Source organism: Bradyrhizobium sp. HKCCYLS1011 (genome assembly GCF_051167795.1).
In the GTDB taxonomy this organism is placed as follows: Bacteria; Pseudomonadota; Alphaproteobacteria; order Rhizobiales; family Xanthobacteraceae; genus Bradyrhizobium.
Map to the genome: position 1 here is coordinate 196569 of NZ_JBNPTT010000010.1, position 21693 is coordinate 218261.

Below are 21693 nucleotides of genomic sequence, written 5' to 3' on the forward strand. Positions count from 1 at the left end.
CTAGCCTGCGACCAGGCTCTTGATCGCGGCCACGTCGAGGCCGCGCTCGCCAATGAAGACCAGCCGTCCCTGGCGCTCCTCGCCGGCGCGCCAGGGCCGCTCGAACTGATGCTGAATGCGATTGCCGACCGCCTGGATCAGGAGCCGCAGTGGCTTGCCCGCAACCTCGACAAAGCCTTTGACGCGCAGCACGTCATGCGCGCCCACAGCATCGGCGATACGGGCCAGGAGCGCCTCGGGCGAGGCCTGCGCCGGCACGTCCAGAACAAAGCTTTCGAAATCATCGTGGTCGTGCTCGGCTTCGTTGTCGTGATGCGAGGGGCGCGCCGCAAGATCGCCTTCCGCTGCAGCACCCAGCCCAAGCAGCACAGAGGCCGACAGCTTGCCGTGCTCGGATGCGATCACCTTGACCGCGCGCTGCACCTTTGTCGCGATCTCGGAGCTGACGGTCTTTCGCTCAACATCCGTCATCAGATCGCTCTTGTTCACGACGACCAGATCGGCGCAGAGCAATTGATCCTCGAACACCTCCTCGAGCGGATTGTCGTGGTCGAGCGACGTGTCCGCCGCGCGCTGTGCGGCGAGCGCCTCCGGATCGTCGGCAAAGCGGCCGGCAACGACGGCCGGCCCGTCCACGACAGCGACAACGCCATCGACGGTGACGCGGGTCGCGATCTCCGGCCAGTTGAACGCCTGCACCAACGGCTTCGGCAGCGCGAGGCCGGAGGTCTCGATCACGATATGCTCGGGCGGCTCCTTCTGATCGAGCAGGCTCTTCAGCGCCGGCACGAAATCGTCGGCGACTGTGCAGCACAGGCAACCGTTCGACAGTTCGACGATACGATCCTCGGGGCAATCCGGCACGCCGCAGCCCTTGAGGATATCGCCATCGATCCCGACATCGCCGAACTCATTGACGATGATGGCGAGCCGGCGGCCGTTCGCGGTCTCGATCAGGTTGCGCACCAGCGTAGTCTTGCCGGCGCCGAGGAAGCCGGTGACGATGGTGCACGGTGTCTTTGCAAAAGATTTCATGGCAGCGAAGCCTCTTCGGATGAGCGCGGCAGCGGCGGCACGCGCGCGATCGTGTTCTTTCTGACGTATTCGGGCCGCTCCCGCCACGGCGGGAGCCCGGCCTCATGGCGCTGATGCAGCCGGGCAAAAGCCAGCACATCATCGGCATGAGCGTCCGGATCGAGCGCGCCGACGATATAGGTCCATTTGCCGGGCGCGGTGACCGCGACCGTGCAGGAGCGATTGCAGTTCGAGAGGCATTCGACCGGCACGACGGTCACTCCGTCGCGCCGCTCGCCAGCAACGGCATGGATCGCCTCGAGCAACCGCGCGCCCGCGCGCGGCTCCTCACTGGACACAGGCTCCGCAGTCTGCGTCTTGCAGGTGACGCAGACGAACAGTGTCGTCGCGTCAGGGGATGTATTGGTCATCAACTAGCCAGCCAGACCGGCAGCCATGGCAGCCGCAGCGCCACCGACCAACATAATGGCCGCGCCCGCGGTCCGCACCGCGACAGATCCGAACGACACGCCGCGCGCAGCCACGAAGCGAGTGGCTGCGAACGCGCCTGCGGCGATCAGGCTCTGGATCACCAGCAGCCCGGCGAGATAAGCGCCCAGCGGCGTGTTTTCCGCGCCGACGATCGATTCACCCAGCGCATAGCCATGCACGAGGCCGGTGAGCGCGAACAGGATCGCGACCAGCAGCACGCCGAAGCCGCTGCGGAGAACGATCAACAGGCCGATCGCGGCTGTCGACAGTCCGACCAGCAGCTCCGCGGCCGGCATGTCCGCGCGCGCCACATGCAGCATCACGCCTGCGATCATCGCCGTCGTGAAGGCCAGCACCGGCGCAAAGCCGCGGCCGATCAGCGCCGCAATGATGCCGGCGCCGATGATGGCCGCGAAATGATCGAGCCCGATCACGGGATGGCCGAGGCCGGAGAGCAGGCCCTGCGCAAAGGTCTGCGGCAGCTTGCCGCCCATCATGTGATGCGCTGACGCGGGATCAGCGGCGACCAGCGCCAAAGCTGCAACTGCAAACGCAATGCGAATGGGATATCTCATGGCCGTCTCCGTCGATGCCCGAACCGGATGGGTTCGTGCGATACGCTGCGCCCGACGGCATCCCGGACTGCCCCCGGGATCAGAACCCTGCATCGCGACTCCCCGCGCGACGGGTCGGCCAACAGCAATGTCGACGGCAGGTCTCCTGGCTCTCGGGTCGCCGCGCGAGACCACCTTCCCGGTTTCCCAGTGGTCATAAGGCCTCGCACTCGCCGATTACAGTTGCGGGGGCAGCCGCGGCCTGGGGCTTGCACCCGCACCGCGTTCCCTAAATCTCTCCTTTCGGAGAACCGTCATCTGTTAGATACGGGATTGGGACAAAGCCCGTCAATCGGAATCCTGACCTCATGCCGCCCTCCCCGCCCAACCCAGCCCTGCCGCGCCTGACCCTGGTGCTGGGCGGTGCCCGTTCCGGCAAGAGCCGCTACGCGGAAGGATTGATTACGGCCGCCGAACCGCCGTGGGTCTATATTGCTACAGCCCAGGCCTTCGACGCCGAAATGACCGCGCGCATCGCTGAGCACAAAGCGCGTCGCGCCGAGGGATGGACGACGATCGAGGCGCCTCTCGATCTTGCAGCGGCGATTGTGGCAAATGGCGGTGCCAAGACGCCGGTTCTGATCGACTGCCTCACGCTCTGGCTCAGCAATGTCATGCTGGCCGGCCGCGACGTTGCCGCGGCTTGCGGTGAGCTCGTCGATGCAATAGCCCAGGCGAAGGGGCCGATCGTCGCCGTCTCCAATGAGGTCGGGCTTGGCATCGTGCCTGACAACGCGCTGGCGCGTGCGTTTCGCGATGCGCAGGGCCGCCTCAACCAGGACATCGCGGCACTGGCCGATCGCGTCATCCTGATGGCAGCGGGCCTGCCGCTGACATTGAAATAGCGCATCGAGAGGATATCAGAATGAGTGAAAGCAACGAGGATGCGCGTCACAAGTCCAAGATGGAGAACCGCAAGGCGATCCAGGACGCCGAGGTCGCATCAAAGACCATCGAGAAGGGTCTGTTGATCGTTCACACCGGCAAGGGCAAGGGCAAATCAACCGCAGCCTGGGGCTTGATGCTGCGCGCGCTCGGCCGTGGCTTCCGCATCGGCGTGGTGCAGTTCGGCAAGGGCGCGTGGGAGACCGGCGAGCGCAAGGCGATCGAAAAGTTCGGCGACCAGGTCTCGTGGCATACGCTTGGCGAAGGCTTCACCTGGGAAACCCAGGATCGCGCCCGCGATGTCGCTGCGGCCGAGCGCGCCTGGGCCAAGGCGAAGGAGCTGATGGCGGATCCTTCCATCGGGCTCGTGATTCTCGATGAGCTCAACATCGCGCTGCGCTACGATCATCTGCCGATTGCCGAGCTCGTGGAAAGGTTGCGTGCGCGCCGTCCCGACCTGCACGTCGTCGTCACCGGCCGAAATGCTAAGCCGGAGTTGATCGATGCCGCCGATCTCGTCACCGAGATGAACCTGGTGAAGCACCATTTCGCTGCCGGCGTGAAGGCGCAGGAAGGCATCGAGTTCTAAGCCCATGGTCGCGCGCGCCATCATGTTTCAGGGCACCGGCTCCGACGTCGGCAAGTCGCTGATCGTCGCAGGCCTTGCGCGCGCGCTGACATTGCGCGGGCTCAAGGTGGCGCCGTTCAAGCCGCAGAACATGTCGAACAATGCAGCCGTGACCGCCGATGGCGGTGAGATCGGCCGCGCTCAGGCGCTGCAGGCGCGCGCGGCGAAGCGCCCGACGTCCGTCCATATGAACCCGGTGCTGTTGAAGCCGCAGAGCGAGATCGGATCGCAGGTTGTGGTGCAGGGCCGCGTGATCGGCAACGCCAAGGCGTCGGCCTATCAGGCCATGAAGCCGCAATTGATGATTGCGGTGCTCGACAGTTTTTCACATCTCGCTGACGACGCTGATATCGTGCTGGTCGAAGGGGCAGGCTCGGCGTCGGAGATCAACCTTCGCGCCGGCGACATCGCCAATATGGGCTTTGCCCGCGCCGCGAACCTACCCGTCGTGCTGATCGGCGACATCGATCGTGGCGGAGTCATCGCCAGTTTGGTTGGCACCAAGGCCGTGCTAGCAGCCGAGGATGCCGCGCTGATCGCAGGCTTTCTCGTCAACAAGTTCCGCGGCGATCCCGCATTGTTTGCGAGCGGGATGGCTGACATCGCGGCACGGACCGGCTGGCAGGCGCTGGGGCTCGTGCCGCATTTCAATGAGGCGCAACGGCTGCCGGCTGAGGATGCACTCGGACTGCCGTCGCGCGACCGATCGGGAGAAGGCGGCCTGCCCAAGATCGTCGTGCTCGCCTACCCGCGAATCTCCAACTTCGATGAATTCGACCCGCTACGGCTGGAAGCCGGTATCGAGCTGCAGTTTCTGCGTCCAGGCGAGCCAATCCCCGGAGACTCCGCCATCATCATTCTGCCGGGGTCGAAGGCGACCATCGCCGATCTGGCTGCCCTGCAGCAGACCGGCTGGGATATCGATCTCGCCGCCCACATCCGCCGTGGCGGACGGGTGCTCGGGATCTGCGGCGGCTATCAGATGCTGGGCCAGATCATCAGCGACCCCGATGGCCGCGAGGGGCCGGCCGGCATGGTCCCCGGGCTCGGCCTGCTCGACGTGGCGACGGTGCTGACCTCGGACAAGGCGCTGCGTGAGGTCGGCGGCTCACTGCACGACGGCGACACGCGCTTTCGCGGCTATGAGATGCATATCGGCCTAACCACCGGCGCTGACACCATCAGGCCATTCCTGACCTTCGATGATGGCCGCAGCGACGGCGCGGTCGATGCCAGCGGCCGTGTCGCGGGGTGCTATGTGCACGGGTTGTTCAGCGACGATGGCCTGCGCAAGCGATGGCTGGAGACGCTCGGTGCCGTATCGACGGTGGCGGATTATGACGCCGAGGTCGAGGCCACGCTCGACGCCCTTGCCGCGCATCTTGAACGGCACCTCGATATCGACCGCATTCTGGAATTGGCACGCCGGTCCACGCTCTCGGTCACCGCCAGATAGAGATCACCGCAACCAGCGCAGCAACAACAACCAGCGCCTGAACGGCGCAGGCGGCTCGGTAGAGCCGCAGTGCGCGCCTGATATCGCTCGCCTTGGCATCCGCCCTCCCCTCGCCCATCCAGGCGTCTTCGACAATCTCACCGTGATAGACCCGCGGGCCGGCCAGCCGCAGGCGGAGCGCGCCGGCCATCGCGGCTTCCGGCCAGCCAGCATTGGGCGAGCGGTGCTTGTGCGCGTCACGCCAGACCGCGGATATCGCATCGCGCGCTGACGCGCGGGGGATGGCAATGGCCGCAAGCGCCAGCCACAGCGCTGAGAGCCGCGAGGCCGGCAGATTGATGAGATCGTCGAGCCGCGCGGCCGCCCAGCCGAAGGCGCGGTGACGCTCCGACAGATGGCCGATCATGCTGTCGGCGGTATTGGTGGCCTTGTAGATCAGCATGCCCGGCAGGCTGCCGATGGCGAGCCAGAACAGCGGCGCGACTACGCCGTCGGAGAAATTCTCGGCCAGGCTCTCGATCGCGGCACGCGCCACACCCGCTTCGTCGAGGCTTTCAGGGTCGCGGCCGACGATCATCGACACGGCGCGACGGCCGCCGACGAGGCCCTCCTTCTCAAGCGCTGAGGCGACCGCCGAGACATGCTGACCAAGACTGCGCTGTGCCAGCAGACTGCTGGCGAGGAGCCCTAAGACGCCGGTCGCGAATGGTTCAGGCAATGCCAAGCGCGCCGCTGCCGTGAGCCCCAGCCCAATGGATGCAGCCGCCATGATGAGCAGGAGTACCAACGCGGCGCCCCAGAGGCGACGGAGGGTGAATGAGTCCGATGCGCGGTTCCAGTGCCGGTCCGCCCATGCTATCAGCGCGCCGATCCACATCACGGGATGGCCGATGCGGCGCACCAGCGCTTGCGGGTAGCCGAACAGCGCCTCAATGATCAACGCAGCGAGCGCAACGGCGAGAAACATCGAGCTCCAATCGAAGGCCTGATATGAACGACAGAGCGACTAGCACGCCAGGAACCGCATCGGAAGCGGTCGTTCACGGCGGCAATATCGACGAGGTCAGTCGGCTTTATCCTGACGCGCCCAAGCCCTGGATCGATCTGTCGACCGGGATCAATCCGATCCCCTATCCTGTCCCGCCGCTTTCCGCCGATGCCTGGTCGCGATTGCCGACCAAGGCGGACGAACAAGCCTTGTTGGCCGCGGCCGCTCATCGCTATGGCGTACGCGCGCTGAATAGCATCGTCGCCGCGCCCGGCACACAAGCTCTGCTGCAGATCATCCCTCGCCTGCGTCCATCCGGCTCCGTTGCAGTGCTCGCACCGACCTATGAGGAGCACGCGTTATGCTGGCGCAGTTGCGGACACAAGGTTCGCCTTGTCGACAAAATCGATGCACTGGCAGAGGCCGACGTCGCCGTGGTCGTCAATCCCAACAATCCGACCGGACGATTGCTTCCGCGCGCCACGCTTCACGCACTCGGCGCGGTGCTCGCGGGCCGCAATGGCCTGCTGGTCGTGGATGAAGCTTTTGCTGATTTGTGTCCCGTGCGGGCAAGCCTGACTTCCAATCTTCCGCCGGCGACCCTCGTGCTGCGCTCCTTCGGCAAGACTTACGGACTCGCAGGGGTAAGACTTGGCTTTGCCATTACCTCCGTCGACATGGCCGATCGGCTGCATCGCGCGCTGGGCCCATGGGCTGTCTCGGGGCCAGCGCTTGCGATCGGAACCGCAGCTTTAGGCGACGATCGGTGGCTGGAACAAGCACGCGCGCGCTTGACGCTTGACGGCCAACGCCTCGATGCGTTGCTGAGCGCTGCAGGTTGTACACCGCTGAGTTCCGGGTCTGTAACCCTCTGTGGGTCGCCTCTGTTCAGGCTGGTTGAGAGCATGAGCGCCGCAGATCTCGCCGACCGGCTCGCGCGGCATGGCATTCATGTCCGGCGATTTTCATATAACCCAGCGTGGCTGCGCTTCGGCCTGCCCGGCTGCGAGCAGGAATGGCAGCGCCTTACGGATGCGCTGGCTACGCGCTGAGCGCGCAGGCGAACAGCAGCAAGGTCTCCGTCACCTCGACGCTGGCGCCGAGGCCATCGCCGGTGATGCCACCGAGCCGCGATTGCCAATAGAGCGCGATCGCCGGGATCACAATGACGGCGAGGAGCGTCGGGCGCGCGCCGAACATGGCGAGAACAACGAGCGCCAGAGCCCAGACTCCGATCATCAACCAGCCGACACTGTTTGCGACGCTTGCACCGAGCCCCGGCTTCAACGATAGGAGCAGCCTGCTCCAGAGCAAGGTGCCCCAGCGCGCCCAAGCCGGAATAACAAGCAGTGCCCACGGCGCGAGCGTCGGCGGCAATTGCGCAATCAGCACGAGTTTCGCCGCGATCTGCAGCGCGATCGCGACCACGGCAAAATTGCCGGCATGAGGATCGCCCAGCACATCGATGAAGCGATCGGGCTTGCCGTGCGACGCGCCGAATGCATCGGCGACGTCGCCGAGCCCATCGAGATGCAGCGCCCCGGTGATCCAGATCCAGGCCGCGAGCACAGCCAGCGCGATCACCCAAGGATCATTGCCGCGGAGGATGCGGGCGATCAACGCCAGGCAGATACCGATAACGACTCCGACCGCAGGAAAGTAGATCGCCGCACGCGCGAGATCGCCTGCCTCAGCATCCTTGATGCGAGGCGTCGGCAGCCGTGTCAGGAACTGCAGCGCGATCCAGAATTCACGCAGGCTCATGGCTGGGTGATCTCGACGAGTTCGCCCCAGAGCGCGCCGTCCTCGCCGCGCCCGACCTCGAGCGTGATACGCGTGGCGGGCTTGATGCGCAAACTCCACAGCGATTGCAGCGGCCAACCTAAGATGAGCGACAGCGTTGCACGAATCGCCCCGCCATGGGTGACGACGAGCACCGGAGAGAGCTCGGGATTCGCGGTCAGCCGATCGAGCGCGCGCCGGACGCGGTGCCGGAGGCTGGTCCAGCTTTCACCCTCAGGTGCGGTGAACGCAGCGGGGTCCGCGTAGAAAGCCTCAAGCAAGGCGGCATCGCCGGGCTCTGTCGCGATCTCGCAACGCTCGCGGCCGTCCCACCGACCAAAATCGAGCTCGCGCCAATCCGGATCGATCTGTAGCAGTATGGCCATTCGCCGCGAACAATCCTCGGCAGCGGAGCGCGCCCGCGCCAGCGGCGAGCTTACGATGAGCTTCCAATCTCGATCTTTCGTCTGCGCGGCAAATTGTTGCCAGCCGGTCTGGCTCAGGGGAGGATCGGTGCGGCCATCGAGATAGCCATCGCGGCCGGTGTCGCCATGCCGCAGGAGATCGATGCGCATCAGCTCGTGCGGCCCGACACGGCGGCCTCGGCGAAGGTCGCCATCCCATTATGGAGCTCACAGGCCAGCCGCAGCAGCGGCAGCGCGGCGGCCGCACCGGAGGCCTCACCGAGCCGCAAATCGAGGTCGATCAGCGACCGCGCACCGAGGGCGTCCAGCACGATCCCATGACCGCGTTCCGCCGAGCGGTGCGAGAAGATCAGCCAGGGACGGCATGAGGAATTGAGCTTGACGGCAGCAAGGGCAGCCACCGACACGATGAAGCCGTCGATCAGAACCGGGATGCCCATTTGAGCAGCCGCAATGATCGCCCCGGTCATCGCCACGATCTCGAGCCCGCCGACGGTCGCGAGCACGGTCTGCACGGGGGTGCCGACCTCAAGTCCGTGCAGCACGAGCGCATCGGCGATCACGCGCGCCTTTCGCGATCGCCCTTCCCCGTCGAGCCCGGTGCCGCCGCCGACGATACCATCCGCGGCGCAGCCGAGCAGCGCCGCCGCAATGGCCGCAGCCGAGGTCGTGTTGCCGATTCCCATTTCGCCCAGAAGCACCAGGTGCGGTTTGCGTTCCGCCTGACGTGCGATCGCGCGCTGCCCGCAGGCAAGCGCAAACGCCACCTCTTCGGAGGTCAGTGCTGGCGCAATGCTGAAATCTCGTGCGCCAGCGCGGGGCTTATCGACGATCACGCCCGTGATCGGCTCCTCGCATAATGTGCCAGCATCGACGAGCTCGAGCGGACAGCCGAGCGTGCGCGCCAGCACCGAGATCGCGGCCCCGCCACCGGCAAAGTTGTGCAGCATCTGCACGGTAACTTCGGAGGGATAGGCCGAGACCCCACGGGCCGTGATGCCGTGATCGCCGGCAAACAGGATGATCGGGGCCCGATCCGCGCCCGGCCTATCGGTCGCCTGCAGCGCCGCAAGCTGGACGGCGACCTCCTCAAGCCGTCCGAGTGCACCCAGTGGCTTGGTCAGCTGTGACTGGCGCGCAAGCGCCGCCTCGCGATGGCCCTCCGAGGGAGCTGGACATCTCACATTAATCCAATCAGGCAACACGGCGACTTCCATGGCAAAGAATCGAACTGGCACGATTGCCATCGGCGCGGCGGCGTGACAAGCAGCGTTCATACCCGCTGATTTGAACGCGCCGGCCCCGATGGCACTTTATACTGTCATTTAAGTGTCATGGAATACGCCGACAGCTGGCCTCCCGACCCAACCTGGCAGACCCGCATGGATTACTTCCGACGCTTCACCTTCCTGTTCGCGGCTCCGGTGTTCGAGGCCGACGACCTCGCCGGCGTCCGCTTCAACCAGATCATCGAAGAAATCCAGCGCTCCGGCTTCGAGGTGGTGCGGGCGCGCAAGCTCGAGGATGCCGAGATCGCGGTGCAGACCGATGCAGCGATCGGCTGCATGGTGGTCGATTGGGGCAAGAAGGGCCTGGAAGGCAAGACCGCGGCGCTGATCAACCTGATGCGCCGGCGCGGCCTCGATTTTCCGATCATCCTGCTGATTCGTCGCAAGCGATTCGAGGATCTGCCGGTCGAGGTGCTCGACTTCATCGACGGCTATGTCTTCCTGTCGGAAGAGACCCCGCCCTTCATCGCCAAGAACCTGATCAGCCGGCTGAAGCAATATGCGGAGACGTTGAAGACGCCGTTCTTCGGCGCCCTGGTCGACTATGCCGAGGAAGGCAACCAGCTCTGGACCTGCCCGGGCCACAATGGCGGCGTGTTCTACAGCCGCAGCCCGATCGGGCGGGTGTTCGTCGAGCATCTCGGTGAAGCCGTCTTCCGCGACGACCTCGACAATTCCGTGCTCGACCTCGGCGACCTCCTGACCCATGAGGGGCCGGCATTGCGGGCGCAGAAGGAAGCGGCGCAGATCTTCGGTGCCGAAAAGACCTATTTCGTGCTGAACGGCACCTCGACCTCGAACAAAGTGGTGCTGGGCGCGCTGGTCACCGACGGCGATCTCGTGCTGTTCGACCGCAACAACCACAAGGCCGCTCATCACGGCGCGCTGCTGATCTCGGGCGGCATTCCAGTCTACATCCCGACGGTGCGCAATGCCTGGGGCCTGATCGGCCCGATGCGCTGGGACCTGCTCGACGAGGAGCATCTGCGCCAGCAGATCCGCAACAACCCGCTGGTCAAGGATCCCGACGCCTGGCGCAAGGAGCGCCCGTTCCGTGTCGCGGTGGTCGAGCAGTGCACCTATGACGGCTCGATCCACAGCGCCGAGATGATCTTGAAGCGCATCGGCCACCTCTGCGAGTACATCATGTTCGACGAGGCCTGGGCGGGGTTCATGAAATTCCACCCGCTCTATGCCGGCCGTTTCGCCATGGGCCTGTCGGAGTTGGGACCGGATGCGCCGGGTATCATCGCCACGCAATCGACCCACAAGCAGCTCGCGAGCTTCTCCCAGGCCTCGCAAATCCACATCAAGGATCGTCACATCAAGGGCCAGCGCCGGCGGGTCGAGCACCGGCGCTTCAACGAAAGCTTCATGCAGCACGCCTCGACCTCGCCGTTCTACCCGCTGTTCGCCTCGCTCGATGTCGGCGCGCAGATGATGAAGGGCCGTTCCGGCGAGGTGCTGTGGGACGACACGATCCGGCTCGGCATCGAATTGCGCAAGAAGATCCGGGCGATGCGCCGGGAATTTGAGGAGAAGGAAAAGGATCCGGCGCGGCGCTGGTTCTTCGAGCCTTTCGTGCCGGACCGCGTGGCGCTTCCGGATGCCGCAAGCCCCGGCGGCGTCCATGACGTCGCCTGGGACGCGATCTCGACCGATCAGCTCGCGACCGACGCATCGCTTTGGCAGCTCAATCCCAAGATCAGCTCGCAAAAGACCAGCTGGCACGGCTTCCCGGATCTCGCCCCCGGCTTCGCCATGACCGATCCGAACAAGCTGACCTTGCTGACGCCAGGCTTCGACCGCGCGACCGGCGGCTATGCCGAGCATGGCGTGCCCGCCCCCGTGGTCGCGCAATATCTTCGGGAAAATCGCATCGTTCCGGAGAAGAACGATCTCAACTCGCTGCTGTTTCTGGTGACGCCGGGGGTCGAGGCCAGCAAGGCCGGCACCCTGATCAGCGGCCTCGTCGCCTTCAAGAAGCTGCACGACGACAACGTGCTGCTGGAGGATGCGATACCGGAATTCACCCGCCGCCGCTTCGCACGCTACGGCAAGGTGCGGCTGCGCGACCTCTGCGCCGAGATGCATCGCTTCTACCGCGAGAGCGACGTGAGCGCGCTGCAGGCCAAGCAGTTCCTGCCCGAGCATATGCCTGAAATTGCGATGTCGCCTCGCGAGGCCGCGCGCTGCCTGATGCGCAACGATGTGGACTATCTCCCGATCGACAGGATCGGCGGACGGATCGCGACCACGCCCTTCGTGGTTTACCCGCCAGGAATTGCCACGATCGTGCCGGGCGAGCGTCTGTCGGAACGCGCCAAGCCGATGATCGATTACCTGAAGATGTTCGAGCAGGCCTTCAACACCTTCCCCGGCTTCGACGTCGAGATCCAGGGGCTCTACAAGGAGGTCGACGAGGCCGGCCGCGTCAGGCTCTATACCTACGTCGCCGCCGAGTGAGCCTGTGCCGATGGAAGCGATGATCGCAGCCATCAATGCCGAGCCGCCGGTGCTCGTCCGCCCGTCGCGGGACGACGACGTCGAGTCGATGCTTGCGATCTATCGCCGCCACATCCGCCGCGGCATCGAAGAGGCCACCGAGAATTCCGGCGTGCCGGAGCCCGACGATCTCAGGCAGCGGCGCAAGAACCTGCGCAACAACCGTCTGCCGCATCTGGTCGCCACCTTCCGCGGCGAGGTTGTCGGCTATGCCTATGTGGTGCCGTTCCGGAAACGCCCCGCTTATCGCTTCGCCGTGAAGCACTCGATCTATGTGCATCATGAGCATCTCGGCCGCGGGGTCGGCCGGCTGCTGATGCAGGCGTTGATCGACGCGTGCGCGGCAGCCGGTTTCCGGCAGATGATCGGCTATATCGATGCTGATAACACCGCCTCGCTCGGGATCCATGAGCGATTTGGGTTCAATCGGGTCGGGCTTCTCCCGGCCGTTGCCTTCCGCTACGGCCGCTGGTCGGACACGGTGATGGTGCAGCGTTCACTCGGGTCAGGCGCGACTGAGCCGCCTACTCCCGGCCGTTGAACCGATCGGCGCGGTTCGATCAGGAGGGGTAATCCGCCGATTTCACCTGGATCCGGTCGGCGTGCAGCGACCAGTCACGCAATGCCTGCATCTCGCAGAATTTCTTCTTGGCAAGCTCGGCCGCAAGATTTTCGTTGGCCGCATCGATCTCGACGGAACTCTGGCAGATCTCACATTCCCGGCCATTTTCGCCGAGCACGTCTTTCATGAACTTGACGACGTAGCGTGACATGGAACCGCCCTCCGCTCAGGTATTCGCCGGCCCATGTTAGCGTGCTCTGCGGAAGAGTGTTGAGCGATATCAGACCCGCCGAAATATTTAATAATGCGGCCTGGAACCGCAGGGCTCAGGCGCCGGCAGCCGGAAGGCTGGCCGCGGCGATGGCGACGAACTGCGCGACAGCGCGGCGCACGCGGCTTCCGGTGGTCTGCAGCAATGAATTGAAGCGACGCATCGAAATTCCCCTTTGCGCCGTGCGAGCGATCGCCCGCAAATCCCTGGCGCAAAAGGAGAAATGGCCTCACTTGAGAAAGCCGTCGAGGGGCTGGGAAAAATAGCAAAACTTGCGTCGCCGGCGCCCTCGCCGGCAGAAGGTTTATTGCTCCCCGGCAGCCCGGGACGACGAAAATCTTCTCGTCGGCCCTCGCCGACAAACCGCCCCGAGCCGGGCACCCGCCTCAGTCCGCCTTGATGCCGGCGGCCTGGATGATCGGTCCCCACTTGTCATAATCGGCATGGATCTTGACGTCGAAAACTTGCGGCGTGCTGCCGATCGGGGTCGCACCGAGCTTGGCGAGGCGCTGCTTGACGTCGTCGGTGTTGAGAGCGGCGACGAAATCGTGCGAGATTTTCTCGACCAGATCGGACGCCATGCCGCGCGGCCCCAACAGCCCCCACCACACCTCGGTGTCATAGCCCGGCACGGCTTCGGCGATGCTCGGCACGTCCGGCAGGAACGAGGCGCGGGTCGCGGTGGTGACGGCCAAGGCCCGGACGGTGCCGGCCTGGAGCTGACCGACCGCCTCGGGGCCGTTGTTGAAGGACAGCGGAATCTGACCGCCCAACAGATCGTTGATCGCGAGCGCGCCACCCTTGTACGGGATCGGCTCGATGTCGACCTTGGCCATGCTCTTGAACAAGGTGCCGGCCAGGTGCTGCGAGGTGCCGATGCCGGCGTGCCCAAAGGACAGGCTGCCGGGCTTGGCTTTCGCCGCCGCGATCACGTCGGCGAGCGTCTTGTACGGCGAGTCCGCCCGCACCAGCAGGATGTTCGGCGACGACGCCAGCAAGGTCACCGGCGTGAAATCCTTGAATGTGTCGTAGGGCAGTTTTGGATACAAAAACGGATTGGTCGGATGACCGCTCGCGACCACCATCAAGGTGTATCCATCCGGCGCCGATGCGACCAGGGCCTGCGAGGCCACCACGCCGCCCGCCCCTGGCCGGTTCTCCACGATCACCGACTGGCCCCATTGCTTGGAGACGACGTCGCCGAGCGTACGCGCCAGCACATCGACCGCGCCACCCGCGGCATAGGGCACCAGGAGGTGCACCGCTTTGGTCGGATAAGTGCTCTGCGCCGATGCGCCTCCGGCCGTGACCAGCATGGCCGCGATTGCGGCGGCGACTCCAAACCATCTGCTCAAGCTGTATCCTCCCCTTGGCGCCATCTTGTTTGATGTTGTTTGTTCTTCGATCCGCGCCATCCGCCGTCTCAGGCGCAAGGCACGTCAGCAGCAGCGCATGTTGACAATCCCGCTTGCTGCGTCAAGTTCGGCGGCAACACAGGGAGACAAGGATGGCCGCCGAGGGAAACCCTGCGCTCGCCACAACAAACGAAGACAGCTGGCACGGGATCGTGCTGCGCACGCTCAGGCGCAACGAGATCCGGCTGGTGCCCTACGTCCCCGATCGCGTCCTGACGCCGCTGATCGCGGCCCTGCACGCCGATCCCTATTTCTCCACTTTCGCCACCGCGCGCGAGGAGGAAGCCGTCGGCATTCTCTCCGGCGCCTGGATGGGCGGGGCCCGCGGCGCAATGCTGATGCAGACCTCGGGCTTCGCGACGCTCGCCAATGTGCTGGCCTCGCTGGTCGTGCCCTGCCAGATCCCACTCGTCATGTTCGTCTCCGAGCGCGGCACGCTGGGCGAATTCAACTACGGCCAGTCGCTGGTTTGCCGCACCATGCGGCCGGTGCTGGATTCGCTGGCGATGGAGCATCACACCATGACCCGGCTCGACGAGCTGGAATTCACCGTCGATCGCTCGATCAAGCAGGCGGTCGCGACCCAGGCCCCGGTGGCGCTGATCCTCTCGCCGCTTCTGACCGGCGGCAAGGTCTTCGAGAAATGAGCGCGCCGATGACGAACGCCCCTGCCCGCAATACCAAGGTGATGAACCGGTTCGATCTCACCTCGCGCCTGGTCGCCAAGCTCAAGCATGAGGAAGCCGTCGTCGGCGGCATCGGCAACACCAATTTCGATCTCTGGGCCACCGGCCAGCGGCCGCAGAACTTCTATATGCTCGGCAGCATGGGGCTCGCCTTTCCGATCGCCCTGGGCGTCGCGCTGGCGCAGCCGAAGCGGCGCGTCGTCGCGCTCGAAGGCGACGGCTCGCTGTTGACGCAACTGGGCTGTCTGACCACGATCGCGACGCTTGCGCCGGACAACCTCGTCATGATCGTGATGGACAACGGCATCTACCAGATCACCGGCAGCCAGCCGACTCCCGCCCGACACGCTGATATCGTCGCGATCGCGATCGGATGCGGGATCGCAAGAAGCAGCTGGGCGGCGGATGAAGAGGATTTCGAGCGCCTGGTCGATCAGGCGCTCGCGTCCCCCGGCCCGACCCTGATCGCGGCGCGGATCGACGACAAGCCCGGAGTGGGCGCAACGCGGCGCGATCCCGTGCAGATCCGGGAGCGATTCATGCAGGGCTTGGGCGTCCGGCAACCACTCTGACGCGGCTGTCGCGTTAATCACACGCGGAATTCAAATTCCGTGAATGCGGCTCCGTGGCCCCTTTTGTGCTATGGGAACGCATGACCATTCTCTTGCGCCTATCCGCCTGGCTGCTCGCGGCCGCCGTCACCTTCGCCACCCTTGGTCCGCCGCAATTGCGGCCCCATTCCCATCTCGGCCAGGATGGCGAGCATGCGCTGGCCTTCATCCTGGTCGGCCTTGCCTTCGGCCTCGCCTATCGAAGCCAGCGTCTCCTGACCATCACCATCGCACTGGTCCTGATCGGGGCACTCGAAATCGCCCAATTCTGGGCACCGGGCCGTCATGCCCGCCTGGAGGATTTCCTCGTCGATGCGTTCGCCGCCTGTGCCGGCTTCCTGCTCGCCGCCACGCTCGACTGGGTGGCCGCCCAGCTGCGACCTGCAGCCGCTTAGCCCACACCAATTCGGCCGACACCAATGAAACGCCCCGCCGCTCCAAGCGGCGGGGCTTCATGTTCAGTCGAACGAACAGCGTGGGATCAGTCGATGATCTTGATCACGCGGCGGGTGCGCGGATCGACGATCACGCGGCGATCGTTGACCACGGCATAGCGATACTCGGTATAGCGTGGCACCGGCCGCAGCACGACCGTATCCGGCAGCGGTTCGCCGACCACGACGCGCTCGTGCACCACAACCGAGGGCGCGCGCTCCTCATCGATCGAGTTGATCACGGCGTTCGGGATTTCCAGCCCGGCACCGACAGCCGCGCCCACGGTGCCACCGACCATCGCACCGAGCGGGCCGGCCACCGCACCGCCGGCCTCAGCACCATTATGCGCGCCTTCGACGGTGGTGGACTGCGCAAGCGCTGCGCCCGAGGTCAGCAGCGAAGCCGCGATCAGTGAAACGGCAAGACGGGTCCTCATCATCTTCTCCTCCAGTGTGTTTGAAGATGCCGTTCAACAACGAAGGATTGCCTGCGGTTCCGGGTTCCATGTGGCGTAAAGTTCATCAAGCGCAGGGAACAATCTGACCTCAAGCGGATGACGGTCGCAGCACGCCTCTCTCGCAGTCAGCTATCTTTCCCCGCGGACCCGGAGCGAAAAGAAGCGATTAGGCGCCACTTGCACGCAGCGATGATCAACGAAGCTTTGGCCACATCGTCATTCCCGGGCGCGCGTGCGACAAACAGCACAGCTGCTTGCGCGGAGCGCGGGCCCGGAATCCATAACCACAGGCCGCCTCTTAGGGCGCGTTCTCATATCTACCCTGCTTCAACAATATCTGCCGCGGAGTATGGATTCCGGGCTCGCGCGTTCCGCGCGCCCCGGAATGCGCTGAAAAGAGTCTTCATACTTATCCTATCCACGTTTCAAACAGCAGCGGATGCGCGTCCGCGGTCTCGCGGCGGAGTGCGCCCAAGTGCTGCGATCACAATGCCCTCGAAAAGCGAGAGGGCGCAGGGAATGCCGGGTGAAGGCCTCACCTATGGCCCGCCTGCAGCAAAAAAGCAGGCGGCAGTTACCACAGGTGCAGCCAAATCATCCGGCATTCCCTGCGCGATGGTCTTAACGCTTATACGTGATCTCCCCGGGGACCGGCTTGATTGCCCCCGTCCGCGTGAAGCGAAGCTTCATCGCGTCGCGACAACGCTTGCGCGTTGCGCGGACCTCAGCACCGGGAGGTCAGAACCACACGACTTCACGTCCGCATCCGCCCCACTCGTCCGCGCGAACAAACACGCTGCCAGGGCAGTCACGGCCACCGCATCCCCGCCTCACGTGTCGTGACGATCGCGCGCAACGCCCCTCTCCTCAAGGCGGGATACCTACATGATCCACGATTTCTGTAAAAACGAAAGCGAAATTTTTGCCTGGGCGAACCTCGCCGGACGCTTCGCATTGAACCGTCTCGACAAATGAGTTTTTCCACGCGGGCGCTTTTCTGCGCTGTGAGGCGCCGCCGCAAGCCAGAACCGGTGCGATGGCAGACACGTGATTTGCCCGCCGGGCAACGCCAGCTAGGGATGCAGCCCAGCGCACTGTCACCGCAGCTCTGTTGTCACCTGCCCTCGCGCGTGTCTCGATGATCCCCGGAGTGATTTTGCAGTTCGTCTGGCAGGCCTTCCTGGAATTCATTCAAGCCGGTGGGATCGCCGGCCGGCCCCTCATAGGCTTTCGCAAACCCTGCGAGTGGCAAGGTAAAGCTGATCGGCTTGCCCTTGTCGAAGGCCTGGATCGCCAGAGTTCGTGCTGTTTTCAGCTTCTCGATCAAACCAGCCTCGGCCTTGTAATCCGCCATGCAACCCGTTTTCGGCAGGCAGGCGATGTAGGGCGCCGTCATCGCCTCCTTCTCATCAATCACAATGCGGGTCCCCGGGACCAGCGCCACGCCCAAGGGCAGCGTGACGCGCAGCAGCTTCGTATCGCTGCCCTCCTGCTCCAGCAGCAGCGCGATAACGAGCTTTTGGGCTGATGTCAGATGGCCGTCTGCGGCCGTGAAGCAGACCTCCTTGGCCCGGATTTCGGATGATTGTTCCGTCAGACCCTTGGTGCAGTATTTGGCCCAAGGTGAAGAAATCAGCTGCATCGGCTGGCCGCTCTGCCCCGTTTCAGCCGGCGCTGTCTGTGGCGCCGGTCCCGCGTTCGGAACCAGCGTCACTTGTGCCGCTGTTGGATTTGTTGACGGCGGCTGTGCAAATGCGTGCGTCCCCAACCCGAGGGCAAGCGCAACCATTGTCAGCATGCGCAGGCCGTTCGTCTTCGCGACCGATCCGATCGGATACATCATGGAAAGCAGTCCCCGTGGTCTACAAAACAGGCGCGCGCAGCACTGCGCACGCCTGCTGTTCTGCCGCTCTTGGAGACAGCAACCCTGCGATTGCTGCTCCGCTGGTTTGAACCTCATCAAGGTCCGGGAACGTGGCAGGAAGCCGGGTCGACGCCACTGCCCTCGAAATCGAGCGGCCCGTTGACCTCGTGCTTGTACTTGACGAGCACGTCGTAACACGCAACCGGCAGACCTGGTGGCCCCGACAGCGGCGCACCGACCGGCGTGTTCTTCTCCATGTCGCCGTCGCAGTGCCAGTTCGCAGCGTCGTTGACATTTCCCGAGCCGTTATACACCGCGGTTTGCGGGTAAGGGCACAACGGACGTGTCAGCGTCGTCGGCGACCCCGAGATGAACGCAGGCGCCGCCGTGTTGCCCGACCCGATCACCTGGCTCGGTGCAACACCATGCTCGACCCAGTTGATGACGGCATTGAAGTCGGCGCCGCCCTGCGGCCATGGTCCGAGGCTGCCGTGGTTCAGAATGCCGAGCCCGCAGTGACTGACACCAGGCGCGCGGAACAGGCGGTAGAACTTCTGGATTCCCCGGAACCGACCGGACGGATCGTGGCGGAATCCCTCCAAATCATCCGCATCTGCGAAGCGATCGTGATCGCCTCTCTCGGCGTAACGCCTGGCCATGACGCGATAATAGTTGATCACACCGCGCGGCATGATCAGGCCGTCGTTTGTACCGAGGACCGTGATCATTTTGCCGCCGCTTGCCTTGAATGCATCGAGGTCGTCGAACGTGTCGGTGCGATCGGCGACACTGTTCGAGCCGGCCTGGGCAACCGCAGCGTAGGTCGTGACCGCACCGGCGGGCTGCGTCGCAGAATTCAGCGCGACATTGCCCCAAAAGCCGGGATAGTTGCCCGGGAAAGAGCCCGCATTGTAGTAAGCCGGATTTGCCAGATCCCATCCAAACTGCACCGGGGCGAGCCCAAACGGCACGTTTCCATCCCAGAAGTTGAAGTCGGTGCCGCGATCGATCGGGAACCAAATTCTCTTGCCGGAATCGTTGCGCGGTCCGTCCCACATGACGTTGACTGCGTTGGCTTCCGCGGGCGTCAGGCAGTTCGGAGCAGCCGGCGCGCCGGCTTGACCGCAGATATTGGCCTTTGCGTTGAACGTGCAGGTCCGCGGATCGTCGATGATGCCGTCTTGCACACGATCATTCTTGTCGCACGCAGCGATCGCCGCGTTCTGGACGGCCGCAAGCTTGCCGCCCGCAATCACCCCGCCCGCGATGTCGAACATCGCGATCTGACCCCACATCTGCGCAGTCTGGAAACGCGTCCAGTACATCGCGGGCGCATTGGCGAGGATGCCGTCCAGCTCACCGGCGAGCGTTTGAGCCAATGCGAAGCCCTGATGCCCGCCTGTCGAGCAGCCATTCCAGTAGTTGTAGAGCGGCGCCTTGCCGTAATACAGCCTGGCAACTCTCTTCGACCAGAGGATTTCCTGCTGAGGACCGCTGTAAACCCAATCGTCGATATATTGCTTGTTCAGGTGCCCGAGGCTGAGAACGCCCTGCTGGCATGTGTTGTTAGGATCGTTAGTCGGATTGCCGTGCCCGCCATCGGTGCCCGATCCGACAAAGCCGTTGGCGACAGCGCCCGCCGAATTGACGTTGGTATTACCGGTACAACCACCACCGCCTTGACCCTCGGTTCGACCGTTCCAGTTGCCCTCCACTGTGGCGAAGTTGAAGGGCGCATCGATGGTAGAACCGGTTGTGCCGCCGTCGAGCGAATTCAGGGGGAGACCGACATAGACGGTGATGTTCTGCGGCGTCGGATCGTTCGCAGGGGTGCTGCTGTAGCTCAACACCACGAGACAATAGGCGACCGGGACTTTCACCGAGCTCGGGGGCGTGCCGGTGAAGTTGTTGAACTGCGGTCCGGGCGCTGTATTGGCCGGCACGATCTGTGCGTTCGCATATTTGATATTGCCGCCCAAGAGTTTGGCCGGCAGCTGCGCGCAAGTGGTTGGCAGCGATATCGGCCGTTCAGCAACCGCACGATTCGGCAACGCGGCCAGGCAGGCGAGTATTGCGAGTACAGCTAATAAGAATAGGTTTGCGACGCCCTTTATGCCCGGCATGAATTCCTCCCTCATCGAACAGGCTTGACGCTTTCGAGCGACTTGTCCGACGATCCTAGGGCCAGGAATTTTTCAGCGAAACACCTATTGGGGGAAGAATTGCGCTCACTGGACAAGACTGCGCGTTTGGGATTGAATTTCAGCAAGCCTGCGTGGCGGATACCTCATTTTGAGACGGCGAGACCTCATGTTTAGCGATCTCTCCAGTCGTGATGAAAGCTTTGAGACATTTCTCAGTACATTCCACCAGCTCGCACCTCACGCACGAATCGAGCTCAACAGCGGCCAAAGCGCATTTCGTTGGCGAGGCAGATTTGCTTCGACACGCAGCTTCTCCTGGTGGGAGGTTGAGTCCGAGATCGACTGGACATGCCGGTTTGCACAGCGCAAGGAGAGAGTAGGCCTGGTGCTGCCAAGCTCGGGAACCGTGAATGCAAGGATTCGAAATCGGACTATCGCAATCGATCGGCAATGCGCGCTCGCGCTGAGCGTGCCGGACGTCAGCTCGATCTCATACTCCGGTCGCGGCAAGCACGGGCACGTCACGCTCGAATTCGAGCCGGCTGCGGTGCAAAAAACCCTCTCCGCTATTTTCGAGGGCGCCACATTGCGGAGCAGCGAGCTTATTCCGCGACTTGATCTCGCCAGTCCGGCAGGAGGAATGCTCCGCGCGTTGGGCGATGCCATCGGCGCCGGAATGCATGATGCGCGCTTACGGTCCGAAAAATCGATGGCGCTGCTCGGCGAAGCCGTTCTGCGGCTGGTTTTTCTGAACTTCCCACACCGCCTGAGCAATCGCGCGCAGCCCCATCTGACGGACGCCACATCGCGTCAGATCATGAAGGCGGTCGATTTCATGCGTGCCAACATGCACCAGCCGCTGACCCTGAGCGAAGTGGCCGACGCAACCGGGATCGGCGTGCGATCCCTGCAATATGGATTTCGCCGGTTTCGGAACACCACACCCCTCGCCTACTTACGCGAGATCCGTCTGGAGGCGGTGCAGGCCGAGCTGGCTTCGCCGCTGAATCTGTTGCCGATCAAGGATGTGGCGCTGAAGTGGGGCTTCACCCATATGGGGCACTTTGCCGCCCGATATCGTGCAGCTTACGGCGAGACACCTTCCGAGACGGCTCGACTGGGACGAGCCGAGGCAAAGGCCGATCGATCCAGATAAAGCACGACGCCACG

At 64.1% G+C, this 21693-nt stretch carries 22 protein-coding genes and 1 riboswitch; of the genes, 10 read left to right on the top strand and 12 right to left on the bottom strand.

What is annotated here, in order from left to right; all coding sequences use genetic code 11:
* From cobW to ACQR1W_RS30290, 3 genes are read right to left on the bottom strand one after another with little or no spacing between them, the layout of a single operon-like run.
* Positions 1-1035, bottom strand: a complete 1035-nt coding sequence (gene cobW / locus ACQR1W_RS30280) for a cobalamin biosynthesis protein CobW (protein ID WP_434854191.1) — start codon at positions 1033-1035, stop codon at positions 1-3.
* Positions 1032-1445 (bottom strand): DUF1636 domain-containing protein, encoded by a 414-nt coding sequence (locus ACQR1W_RS30285; RefSeq protein ID WP_434854192.1) that lies wholly within the window; start codon positions 1443-1445, stop codon positions 1032-1034. Before ACQR1W_RS30285 ends, cobW begins: the two co-directional genes overlap by 4 nt.
* 3 nt (positions 1446-1448) lie before the next feature.
* On the bottom strand, positions 1449-2081 hold the full coding sequence (locus ACQR1W_RS30290) for a HupE/UreJ family protein (protein ID WP_434854193.1): 633 nt from the start codon (positions 2079-2081) through the stop codon (positions 1449-1451).
* A gap of 118 nt (positions 2082-2199) precedes the next feature.
* A riboswitch (cobalamin riboswitch) is annotated at positions 2200-2391 on the bottom strand.
* 37 nt (positions 2392-2428) lie between these two features.
* Between ACQR1W_RS30290 and cobU the strand changes: the two genes are divergently transcribed.
* From cobU to ACQR1W_RS30305, 3 genes are read left to right on the top strand one after another with little or no spacing between them, the layout of a single operon-like run.
* On the top strand, positions 2429-2965 hold the full coding sequence (cobU, locus tag ACQR1W_RS30295) for a bifunctional adenosylcobinamide kinase/adenosylcobinamide-phosphate guanylyltransferase (RefSeq protein WP_434854194.1): 537 nt from the start codon (positions 2429-2431) through the stop codon (positions 2963-2965).
* A 20-nt stretch (positions 2966-2985) separates the two neighbouring features.
* Entirely contained in the window at positions 2986-3594 is a 609-nt protein-coding gene (gene cobO, locus ACQR1W_RS30300; RefSeq protein WP_434854195.1) for a cob(I)yrinic acid a,c-diamide adenosyltransferase, read from the top strand.
* Positions 3595-3598: 4 nt separating this feature from the next.
* Positions 3599-5089, top strand: a complete 1491-nt coding sequence (locus ACQR1W_RS30305) for a cobyric acid synthase (protein WP_434854196.1) — start codon at positions 3599-3601, stop codon at positions 5087-5089.
* Here ACQR1W_RS30305 and cbiB read toward each other — a convergent pair.
* Positions 5076-6056 carry an adenosylcobinamide-phosphate synthase CbiB gene (cbiB, locus tag ACQR1W_RS30310; protein WP_434854197.1) on the bottom strand — a complete coding sequence of 327 codons (981 nt, stop codon included), beginning with the start codon at positions 6054-6056 and terminating at the stop codon, positions 5076-5078. The two genes, ACQR1W_RS30305 and cbiB, sit on opposite strands and share 14 nt — an antisense overlap.
* A gap of 23 nt (positions 6057-6079) precedes the next feature.
* Between cbiB and cobD the strand changes: the two genes are divergently transcribed.
* Positions 6080-7129: a threonine-phosphate decarboxylase CobD gene (gene cobD, locus ACQR1W_RS30315; RefSeq protein ID WP_434854198.1), complete on the top strand. Its 1050-nt coding sequence runs from the start codon at positions 6080-6082 to the stop codon at positions 7127-7129.
* Here the strand turns inward: cobD and cobS are convergent.
* The 3 genes from cobS to cobT are packed head-to-tail and all read right to left on the bottom strand — an operon-like array spanning position 7119 to position 9489.
* On the bottom strand, positions 7119-7841 hold the full coding sequence (gene cobS, locus ACQR1W_RS30320) for an adenosylcobinamide-GDP ribazoletransferase (RefSeq protein ID WP_434854199.1): 723 nt from the start codon (positions 7839-7841) through the stop codon (positions 7119-7121). The genes cobD and cobS overlap by 11 nt on opposite strands.
* Positions 7838-8434, bottom strand: coding sequence for a histidine phosphatase family protein (locus ACQR1W_RS30325; RefSeq protein WP_434854200.1), 597 nt, complete (start codon positions 8432-8434; stop codon positions 7838-7840). Before ACQR1W_RS30325 ends, cobS begins: the two co-directional genes overlap by 4 nt.
* Complete coding sequence (cobT, locus tag ACQR1W_RS30330) at positions 8434-9489, bottom strand: nicotinate-nucleotide--dimethylbenzimidazole phosphoribosyltransferase (RefSeq protein ID WP_434854201.1); 1056 nt, start codon at positions 9487-9489, stop codon at positions 8434-8436. The genes ACQR1W_RS30325 and cobT overlap by 1 nt, the downstream gene beginning before the upstream one ends.
* Before the next feature lie 177 nt (positions 9490-9666).
* Between cobT and ACQR1W_RS30335 the strand changes: the two genes are divergently transcribed.
* Positions 9667-12039, top strand: coding sequence for an Orn/Lys/Arg decarboxylase N-terminal domain-containing protein (locus tag ACQR1W_RS30335; RefSeq protein ID WP_434854202.1), 2373 nt, complete (start codon positions 9667-9669; stop codon positions 12037-12039).
* Positions 12040-12049: 10 nt separating this feature from the next.
* Positions 12050-12619 (top strand): GNAT family N-acetyltransferase, encoded by a 570-nt coding sequence (locus ACQR1W_RS30340; protein ID WP_434854203.1) that lies wholly within the window; start codon positions 12050-12052, stop codon positions 12617-12619.
* Positions 12620-12638: 19 nt separating this feature from the next.
* On the opposite strand, the gene ACQR1W_RS30345 is transcribed toward ACQR1W_RS30340, so the two are convergent.
* Positions 12639-12851 carry a hypothetical protein gene (locus ACQR1W_RS30345; RefSeq protein WP_008967834.1) on the bottom strand — a complete coding sequence of 71 codons (213 nt, stop codon included), beginning with the start codon at positions 12849-12851 and terminating at the stop codon, positions 12639-12641.
* A 446-nt stretch (positions 12852-13297) separates the two neighbouring features.
* The gene (locus ACQR1W_RS30350) at positions 13298-14266 is read right to left on the bottom strand and encodes a Bug family tripartite tricarboxylate transporter substrate binding protein (RefSeq protein ID WP_434854204.1); all 969 of its coding nucleotides are present in this window, start codon (positions 14264-14266) and stop codon (positions 13298-13300) included.
* 152 nt (positions 14267-14418) lie between these two features.
* Between ACQR1W_RS30350 and ACQR1W_RS30355 the strand changes: the two genes are divergently transcribed.
* The 3 genes from ACQR1W_RS30355 (at position 14419) to ACQR1W_RS30365 (ending at position 16018) form a co-directional block, all read left to right on the top strand.
* A complete protein-coding gene (locus tag ACQR1W_RS30355) occupies positions 14419-14973 on the top strand; it encodes a thiamine pyrophosphate-binding protein (RefSeq protein WP_434854205.1) in 555 nt (184 codons plus the stop codon).
* A gap of 8 nt (positions 14974-14981) precedes the next feature.
* Entirely contained in the window at positions 14982-15584 is a 603-nt protein-coding gene (locus ACQR1W_RS30360; protein WP_434854206.1) for a thiamine pyrophosphate-dependent enzyme, read from the top strand.
* 80 nt (positions 15585-15664) lie between these two features.
* A complete protein-coding gene (locus ACQR1W_RS30365) occupies positions 15665-16018 on the top strand; it encodes a VanZ family protein (protein ID WP_008967839.1) in 354 nt (117 codons plus the stop codon).
* Positions 16019-16104: 86 nt separating this feature from the next.
* Here the strand turns inward: ACQR1W_RS30365 and ACQR1W_RS30370 are convergent, their stop codons facing one another.
* The 3 genes from ACQR1W_RS30370 to ACQR1W_RS30380 form a co-directional block, all read right to left on the bottom strand.
* On the bottom strand, positions 16105-16494 hold the full coding sequence (locus ACQR1W_RS30370; protein WP_434854207.1) for a DUF1236 domain-containing protein: 390 nt from the start codon (positions 16492-16494) through the stop codon (positions 16105-16107).
* A gap of 1135 nt (positions 16495-17629) precedes the next feature.
* Positions 17630-18358: an invasion associated locus B family protein gene (locus ACQR1W_RS30375; RefSeq protein ID WP_434854208.1), complete on the bottom strand. Its 729-nt coding sequence runs from the start codon at positions 18356-18358 to the stop codon at positions 17630-17632.
* Between the two features lie 116 nt (positions 18359-18474).
* Positions 18475-20502 (bottom strand): tannase/feruloyl esterase family alpha/beta hydrolase, encoded by a 2028-nt coding sequence (locus ACQR1W_RS30380; protein WP_434854209.1) that lies wholly within the window; start codon positions 20500-20502, stop codon positions 18475-18477.
* 187 nt (positions 20503-20689) lie between these two features.
* Here ACQR1W_RS30380 and ACQR1W_RS30385 point away from each other — a divergent pair, with 187 nt between their 5' ends.
* Positions 20690-21679, top strand: coding sequence for a helix-turn-helix transcriptional regulator (locus ACQR1W_RS30385; RefSeq protein WP_434854210.1), 990 nt, complete (start codon positions 20690-20692; stop codon positions 21677-21679).
* The last annotated feature ends 14 nt before the right edge of the window (positions 21680-21693 follow it).

What these genes read in the sequence shown, in the direction of transcription:
- ACQR1W_RS30385 (WP_434854210.1), top strand. Translation starts at nt 20,690, where the DNA reads ATGTTTAGCGATCTCTCCAGTCGTGATGAAAGCTTTGAGACATTTCTC.
- cbiB (WP_434854197.1), bottom strand. Translation starts at nt 6,056, where the DNA reads ATGTTTCTCGCCGTTGCGCTCGCTGCGTTGATCATTGAGGCGCTGTTC.
- ACQR1W_RS30325 (WP_434854200.1), bottom strand. Translation starts at nt 8,434, where the DNA reads ATGCGCATCGATCTCCTGCGGCATGGCGACACCGGCCGCGATGGCTAT.
- ACQR1W_RS30375 (WP_434854208.1), bottom strand. Translation starts at nt 18,358, where the DNA reads ATGATGTATCCGATCGGATCGGTCGCGAAGACGAACGGCCTGCGCATG.
- ACQR1W_RS30305 (WP_434854196.1), top strand. Translation starts at nt 3,599, where the DNA reads ATGGTCGCGCGCGCCATCATGTTTCAGGGCACCGGCTCCGACGTCGGC.
- cobU (WP_434854194.1), top strand. Translation starts at nt 2,429, where the DNA reads ATGCCGCCCTCCCCGCCCAACCCAGCCCTGCCGCGCCTGACCCTGGTG.
- ACQR1W_RS30335 (WP_434854202.1), top strand. Translation starts at nt 9,667, where the DNA reads ATGGATTACTTCCGACGCTTCACCTTCCTGTTCGCGGCTCCGGTGTTC.
- ACQR1W_RS30355 (WP_434854205.1), top strand. Translation starts at nt 14,419, where the DNA reads ATGGCCGCCGAGGGAAACCCTGCGCTCGCCACAACAAACGAAGACAGC.
- ACQR1W_RS30380 (WP_434854209.1), bottom strand. Translation starts at nt 20,502, where the DNA reads ATGCCGGGCATAAAGGGCGTCGCAAACCTATTCTTATTAGCTGTACTC.
- ACQR1W_RS30340 (WP_434854203.1), top strand. Translation starts at nt 12,050, where the DNA reads ATGGAAGCGATGATCGCAGCCATCAATGCCGAGCCGCCGGTGCTCGTC.
- cobS (WP_434854199.1), bottom strand. Translation starts at nt 7,841, where the DNA reads ATGAGCCTGCGTGAATTCTGGATCGCGCTGCAGTTCCTGACACGGCTG.
- cobW (WP_434854191.1), bottom strand. Translation starts at nt 1,035, where the DNA reads ATGAAATCTTTTGCAAAGACACCGTGCACCATCGTCACCGGCTTCCTC.
- ACQR1W_RS30290 (WP_434854193.1), bottom strand. Translation starts at nt 2,081, where the DNA reads ATGAGATATCCCATTCGCATTGCGTTTGCAGTTGCAGCTTTGGCGCTG.
- cobD (WP_434854198.1), top strand. Translation starts at nt 6,080, where the DNA reads ATGAACGACAGAGCGACTAGCACGCCAGGAACCGCATCGGAAGCGGTC.
- cobO (WP_434854195.1), top strand. Translation starts at nt 2,986, where the DNA reads ATGAGTGAAAGCAACGAGGATGCGCGTCACAAGTCCAAGATGGAGAAC.
- ACQR1W_RS30370 (WP_434854207.1), bottom strand. Translation starts at nt 16,494, where the DNA reads ATGAGGACCCGTCTTGCCGTTTCACTGATCGCGGCTTCGCTGCTGACC.
- ACQR1W_RS30360 (WP_434854206.1), top strand. Translation starts at nt 14,982, where the DNA reads ATGACGAACGCCCCTGCCCGCAATACCAAGGTGATGAACCGGTTCGAT.
- ACQR1W_RS30345 (WP_008967834.1), bottom strand. Translation starts at nt 12,851, where the DNA reads ATGTCACGCTACGTCGTCAAGTTCATGAAAGACGTGCTCGGCGAAAAT.
- ACQR1W_RS30365 (WP_008967839.1), top strand. Translation starts at nt 15,665, where the DNA reads ATGACCATTCTCTTGCGCCTATCCGCCTGGCTGCTCGCGGCCGCCGTC.
- ACQR1W_RS30285 (WP_434854192.1), bottom strand. Translation starts at nt 1,445, where the DNA reads ATGACCAATACATCCCCTGACGCGACGACACTGTTCGTCTGCGTCACC.